At 51.6% G+C, this 6272-nt stretch carries 10 protein-coding genes; 2 read left to right on the top strand and 8 right to left on the bottom strand.

The window, feature by feature from the left end:
* From ACTF5Z_RS10965 to ACTF5Z_RS10955, 3 genes are all read right to left on the bottom strand, one after another.
* Nucleotides 1-368, bottom strand: a 368-nt coding sequence (locus ACTF5Z_RS10965; protein ID WP_438985666.1) for an elongation factor P hydroxylase, incomplete at its 3' end; no start/stop codon positions are given.
* Nucleotides 368-586, bottom strand: a complete 219-nt coding sequence (locus ACTF5Z_RS10960) for a sulfurtransferase TusA family protein (protein ID WP_438985665.1) — start codon at nt 584-586, stop codon at nt 368-370. The genes ACTF5Z_RS10960 and ACTF5Z_RS10965, both read right to left, overlap by 1 nt.
* A 5-nt stretch (nt 587-591) precedes the next feature.
* On the bottom strand, nt 592-1416 hold the full coding sequence (locus ACTF5Z_RS10955) for a class I SAM-dependent methyltransferase (protein WP_438985664.1): 825 nt from the start codon (nt 1414-1416) through the stop codon (nt 592-594).
* A 78-nt stretch (nt 1417-1494) separates the two neighbouring features.
* Here ACTF5Z_RS10955 and ACTF5Z_RS10950 point away from each other — a divergent pair, with 78 nt between their 5' ends.
* Nucleotides 1495-2016: a glycine cleavage system protein R gene (locus ACTF5Z_RS10950; RefSeq protein WP_438985663.1), complete on the top strand. Its 522-nt coding sequence runs from the start codon at nt 1495-1497 to the stop codon at nt 2014-2016.
* A 6-nt stretch (nt 2017-2022) separates the two neighbouring features.
* Here the strand turns inward: ACTF5Z_RS10950 and ACTF5Z_RS10945 are convergent, their stop codons facing one another.
* From ACTF5Z_RS10945 to prmB, 4 genes are read right to left on the bottom strand one after another with little or no spacing between them, the layout of a single operon-like run.
* Nucleotides 2023-2244, bottom strand: a complete 222-nt coding sequence (locus ACTF5Z_RS10945) for a hypothetical protein (RefSeq protein ID WP_423848774.1) — start codon at nt 2242-2244, stop codon at nt 2023-2025.
* Nucleotides 2241-3374, bottom strand: coding sequence for an MFS transporter (locus ACTF5Z_RS10940; protein WP_438985662.1), 1134 nt, complete (start codon nt 3372-3374; stop codon nt 2241-2243). Before ACTF5Z_RS10940 ends, ACTF5Z_RS10945 begins: the two co-directional genes overlap by 4 nt.
* Nucleotides 3375-3387: 13 nt before the next feature.
* Nucleotides 3388-4479 carry a chorismate synthase gene (gene aroC, locus ACTF5Z_RS10935; RefSeq protein ID WP_423848772.1) on the bottom strand — a complete coding sequence of 364 codons (1092 nt, stop codon included), beginning with the start codon at nt 4477-4479 and terminating at the stop codon, nt 3388-3390.
* A 39-nt stretch (nt 4480-4518) separates the two neighbouring features.
* Nucleotides 4519-5421, bottom strand: a complete 903-nt coding sequence (prmB, locus tag ACTF5Z_RS10930; protein ID WP_438985661.1) for a 50S ribosomal protein L3 N(5)-glutamine methyltransferase — start codon at nt 5419-5421, stop codon at nt 4519-4521.
* A gap of 76 nt (nt 5422-5497) precedes the next feature.
* On the opposite strand from prmB, the gene folE reads away from it, so the two are divergent.
* A complete protein-coding gene (folE, locus tag ACTF5Z_RS10925; protein ID WP_438985660.1) occupies nt 5498-6046 on the top strand; it encodes a GTP cyclohydrolase I FolE in 549 nt (182 codons plus the stop codon).
* 1 nt (nt 6047) lies between these two features.
* Here folE and ACTF5Z_RS10920 read toward each other — a convergent pair.
* Nucleotides 6048-6272 (bottom strand): DUF4892 domain-containing protein (locus tag ACTF5Z_RS10920; RefSeq protein WP_438985659.1); only part of this gene is annotated, 225 nt, incomplete at its 5' end.

Below are 6272 nucleotides of genomic sequence, written 5' to 3'. Positions count from 1 at the left end.
CAGACTCCGTTGAGATTATCAACGCTGACCGCGAAGGGAATCGCCACTGCCACGCAAAACAAACGCTCGATTGCTTGAGGGCGGGCTTCCACCTGAAAAAATGCTCGCTGTTGCTCTGGCGAACGGCCGTCGGGCGCATACCAATACCCATAATCATCTTGTTGCCTGCGAGCCGAACCTGCCACACACCAATGCGCTAATTCGTGCAAGGCACTGCGTAGGTAGTCAGCTCGGTACCAAATCGTGGCCAGAGAGTCTCTTGCTGTGGGCGCCTGATAGAAGGGTTCGCTGGCCCCGCCCCTAAGCACAGTATTATGGCACTGCCCCACTCCCGTATTGAATACGGTCTCAATGTCTGCGGCTATCATCAACCATCGATCCGAATAACAAATTCCATGTGGTCGCCTCGCTCCACCTGAGACGCCAGATTAAAACCTAAAAACCGACAAAACTTTGGCACGTCACGAAGGGCTGCCGGATCGGTGGTTAATAGGCTAATCTCTTGGCCTGCGTCCAAGTCGCCTACGGCTCTATGAAGCAACATAATAGGCTCAGGGCACCACAGCCCCCTCGCGTCGATCTGCACGAGGACTAGTCCAAGGGTTTAACGAACTTTAAGGTCATACGGTCGCTTTCACCTATTGCTTCGTATTTGGCTCGGTCTTGATCACCCAAACGATAGGAAGGTGGCAGAGTCCAAACACCGGTCTCGTAGTCTTTCGTATCTTTGGGGTTAGCGTTGATTTGTGACTCGGCTTCTAACTCAAAACCAATGAGTTCTGCCAGCCCGATCAAATATTCTGGATCGACATAACCCGTATCTTTCATTTCTTGCTCGCTCATCCCCGGCGTGCCTCGATGTTGTACTACGCCGAAAACGCCACCGGGCTTCAAGGCGTCATAAACAGCAGTCAAAGCAGTTTCCAAGGTCGCCAAACGCATCCACGAATGCACGTTGCGAATGGCTAAGGCCACATCCACGCTCTCTGGTGGAGCCACCAAAACGTCTCCAGGTGGATTGAAAGCAGTGACTGTCACCGCTCGATAAAGGTCGCCGTTTGCACCAAGCTTAGATAGAAACCCGCCCAAGGCTCGTCGCGCATAATTGGATTCGTTAACACCCATGTGCGCTGCATACAGCGTGCCGTTATCAGCAAGCAAGGGTGCGAGCACGTCTGTATACCATCCACCACCGGGGTACATCTCAAGCACAGTGCTCGAGGGAGTCACGCCAAAAAAATCGAGGGTTTCACGCGGGTGGCGGTGAACATCGCGCGCTTTGGCTGCTTCACTACGATGCTCGCCCTGCAAGGCCGCGCTCCACGGATCTGAAGCCTGAACAGAGGCGCCGATTGTCATAACGAACAGCGCCACAAACAAGAACATTGAGCACCTACCACTTTTCAACAGTTGCATTGACCGCTCCTTAGCTTTTGCACATTTATCTCAATAGACCTACTATAACGGCTTTATCACAGCATGTGGATAAGCAGCATGACGAAACCTTTTATTCTGAGCATTATTGGCGACGATAAACCCGGCTTGGTGGATGCCATTGCGAGCAGCGTGGCGGCGAATGGCGGCAATTGGCAAACCAGTCAGTTGACACATCTCGCGGGAAAATTTGCAGGTATTGTTCTGATTAGTCTGCCAACTGAACAGGCCGACGCCCTTGCTGAACAGCTAAAAGCTTTGTCAAATACGGGCCTCAGTGTGAGGGTAAGCCCCGCCGAAAGCTCAGGCGTGCCATCTACTAAAGCATCACTCTCGGTGATCGGACCTGATCGTCCAGGCATCGTGCGGGAAATCTCCCAGGCATTCTCGCGTCGTGACATCAATGTGCTTAAACTAAACTCAGACATTGTTCCCGCACCAATGACAAACGAACCGCTTTTTCAGGCCAGTATCGCTATCAGCTTTTCGCCCGAGCAAGACCGCCTTGAACTTGAAACAGCACTGGATTTGATAGCCGAAGATATGACCGTCGATATCGATATCGACTATTGTGAAGACTAACGTACATTAGCTACGACGCTTCAAAAACTTTTGATACGCTGCCACCGATACACCGGCGGACAAAATGACCAAAGACAGCGCCAATACGCTGATACCCAACCATCGAAGCAATGCGCCCCATTCGACGCCAATTAAGTGATTGGCGCCCCACAACAGAGCTATCGTTGCAAACAAGCCGAGGAAGAAGGTTTTAAATGCCCTTCGAGCACGTTTTGATCTCTTGGTCATGATTTATTCATCGTCATATAGGCAATAAAAACGGCGAGCAAGCTTACCCCGCTCGCCATCGCGAAGGCATAAGTTGGACTAATCGGCCACAGCCAGGCGCTTAACAAGCTGCCCAGCGCGCCGCCAACACCGTAGCAGCACATGCTATACAGTGCCTGCCCCTGCCCAGAAAGCCCCTCGGGTACATAGCGGCGCAGAAAGTCGATACTGGCGGCGTGAAAGGCCCCGAACGTTCCCGCGTGCATGATCTGAATAAAGAATAGAGCGGCAGCATTGCTTACCCAATAATCCAACAGTATCCAGCGAGCAACCGAGCACAGTAAGGCGAACTGAAACAAGCGATAAGTACCTGTTTTCGGGAGGATCTTATGCATCACAAGAAACAGCAGGGTCTCACTGATCGCGCCGAGAGCCCAATAAAAACCAGTGGATTGCTTGCTGTAGCCCGCTTCTTCTACAAATAACGAAAAATAGGTGTAGTAAGGGCCATGAGCGAGCTGCATCAGTAGGCCCGCCACGATAAAACCAATGACGTTTTTATTCAATAAGAGCGATATTGGGGGGGCTGGATTATTGTGTTGGATCGGTTTTTCCGCCCCAGGTATGCTCAGCGCTAACACCCAGAGTGCCACAAAGCAAACGAGCAGCATAATAGGGACATGACGTATTGAGGCCATGTCAAAATACCAGCCCAAACCGATTGCTGCGCCGATAAAGCCAGCCGAGCCCCATGCGCGAATTTGGCTGTATCGGTGATGTTGATCTCCCAAATACCGCAAGGTAACAACCTCAAATTGAGGTAAAACGGCATTCCAAAAAAAACTGTAACCGGCAACGATCCAGAGTAACCAATAGTAATCGGTCCTCAAGAATACACCAGTAAAGCAGACAGCAGCGGCGAAGCTACCCCACTGAACGACGCGCATTCGACGCGATATACGGTCACCGATGTGCCCCCATAACATTGGGGATACAATGCGGGTCATCATAAGAACCGCCATCAAGGTGCCGATTTCAGCAATGTTGAGCCCAATACTGGACAGGTAGAGCGGCCAAAAAGGCAACAAAATACCAAGAATCGCGAAATAGAATAGGTAAAAACCTGATAAGCGCGCGTGTGGAAGTGTCACCGCACGCGTCATTTTAGCGAGTAATTACGGGGGTTGGGGAACTCACATCCGCATTCTGGCCACGGTGACGAAGAGCATGATCTATCAGCACAATAGCCAACATAGCCTCGGCAATAGGTGTCGCGCGGATCCCCACGCAGGGATCATGTCGACCCGTAGTAATCAGTTCTGTCGGTTGGCCCTCGACATCGATGGACTCTCCCGGGATTCTGATACTCGACGTCGGTTTCAAGGCCATGCTTACAACTAAATCTTGCCCAGATGATATCCCTCCAAGCACACCGCCCGCGTGATTCGATTTAAATCCTGCCGGCGTGAGCTCATCACGATGCTCGGTTCCCAGTTGCTCTACCACCGCAAAACCATCTCCAATTTCAACACCCTTTACTGCGTTGATACCCATCATTGCATGCGCGATATCCGCGTCTAGACGGTCGAAGACTGGCTCCCCCCAACCCGGAGGGAGGCCACGAGCAACCACATTGATTCGAGCACCGATAGAATCGCCCTGCTTGTTCAGTTTTTGCATGTACTGCTCTAGTGCGTCAATTTTACTGGGGTCTGGACAAAAAAATGGGTTGGTCTCGATGGTGTCCCACTGAACCTGTTCTGCTTTAATGGGCCCAAGTTGCGCCAGGTATCCCTGTATACTGACGCCAAACACCTCTTGCAGGTATTTTTTGGCGATTCCTCCCGCAGCGACCCGCATCGCCGTTTCTCGCGCTGATGAGCGACCACCACCGCGATAATCGCGAATACCGAACTTCTGCTGATAGGTGTAGTCTGCGTGTGCGGGTCTAAAGGTGTTCGCTATTTTGGAGTAGTCTTTGGACTTCTGGTCTTTATTGCGTATCAATAATCCGATGGAGGTGCCAGTGGTTTTTCCCTCAAACACACCAGACAGTATTTCGACTTCGTCGTCTTCTTTACGTTGAGTGGTATAGCGAGAGGTGCCAGGCTTTCGTCGATCCAAGTCGCGCTGCAAGTCAGTTGAAGTGATAGATAATCCGGGAGGACAGCCATCAACCACGCACCCAATGGCGGGACCATGGCTTTCGCCAAAGGTCGTGACAGTAAAGAGTTTTCCGATGGTATTTCCAGACATAAGCGGCTCAAATTAGGCGAAAGGCCATATTATACCTAACTACGTCAGGGCGAGTGCAAGTTCTTCAACTTCTGACTTGGTCAGTACGCATACACCCCACCCACCACGCTCGAACTCTAGCCAGGTGATTCCAGTTTGTGGGAACAATTCCTCGAACTGTTCCCAGCTGTTTCCCAATTCCAAAAACACGACACTATTCGAATGCAGAAACTTGGGCAGCTGAGCGAGCAGTTGACGTGTAAAGTCTAGGCCATCCTGTCCAGAAGCCAGCGCAATTTGTGGTTCATGCAGGTATTCTGCCGGAAGATTAGACATGTCTTCACTATCCACGTACGGCGGGTTGCATAGCACTATGTCGAAGTATCGCTGCGGCACCGACGCTAACACATCCGACTGCACGCACTGCACACGCGACTCGAGTTGATGTTTGACAACATTGAGTTGGGCAAGCGTTAGGGCATCAGGATCGATGTCTGCCAGCACGACTTGGTTTTCAGCATGGTTCAAGGCCGCCAAAATACCCAAACTCCCTCCCCCACAACACAAATCGAGGACGTCTTTGCTTCGACCATCGTTGCACCATGGTTGAAAGTCGTTGAGTATAACTTCAGCTAAGGGCGAGCGTGGGACAAGAGCGCGCTTGTCACACAAAAACTCTGCCCCTCCCAGCCACGCTTTACCCGAGATATAAGGCAGGGGCTTGCGCTCGATAACGCGCTGATTCATCCAATCATTGACTCGATCGGCTTGTGCACTGGTCAAAGACACTGTCGCGACTTCATCGCCAGACTCAAGAGGCAAGTTGCACGCGCCTAGCACAAGGAATACCGCCTCATCCCAGCTGTTGTCAGAGCCGTGGCCGTAAAATAGATCCGCATCTTGAAACCTTTGATCCAACATCTCAATGCAAGCCAACACAGTCTGCCCCGCCGCAATACCCATATAAACGTAACCCCGGTTTGGTTTTTGTACGATGCCCTGCTACGATTGCGCCTCCATATAAGGTTGGGGTGAGACCGTGCAGGACAAATTTGCGAGCATCATAAACGAGATTGGCGAGGATCTGGAGAGACCAGGCCTAAAAGATACGCCAAAACGTGCCGCAGAGGCTTTTAAGTTTTTGACGCGTGGCTACCAGCAATCCGTCGAGACCGTTGTTAATGGCGCTCTATTCCCTTCAGATTCCAATGAAATGGTGATCGTGCAGGACATTGAGTTGTACTCTCTGTGCGAGCATCATCTGCTACCTTTCATTGGCAAATGTCACGTCGGGTACATTCCGCAAGGCCAGGTGATCGGCTTGTCCAAGATTGCAAGAATCGTTGACATATTTGCGCGTCGCCTGCAAATCCAAGAGCAACTTACCACCCAAATTGCCAACACAATCGCGGAAGTTACGGGCGCCGAGGGCGTTGGCGTCATTATTGAAGCACGCCACATGTGTATGATGATGCGGGGGGTTCAAAAGCAGAACAGTGCCATGAAAACCTCCGCTATGCTTGGGAGCTTTCAAACGCAGCAGTCAACGAGAGAAGAATTTTTAGCGCTTTTGTCTACCCGACTTTGACCTATTCCGCGACAGGGCTCAGCAGATACCGTTGCAATACTAGATACTGCCGACCCTCAGTTCGATAGGCGCTGTATGCCACATAGAGTGTTGGGTCGCCTGCGGTCGACTCGCCAACCCAATATCGCTGATCGTTGTCCTGTCCATACAGCAGGCGCTGGTCAAAGACACGGTTCGCCCACTGCACCGAACGACCGCAGTCACGTCCATCGCACTGAAATAGGGT

Source organism: Aequoribacter sp. (genome assembly GCF_965659035.1).
Classification (GTDB): domain Bacteria; phylum Pseudomonadota; class Gammaproteobacteria; order Pseudomonadales; family Halieaceae; genus Aequoribacter.
The sequence above is the reverse complement of the archived record's forward strand: the minus strand, read 5'-3'. Positions and strand labels throughout refer to the sequence as shown.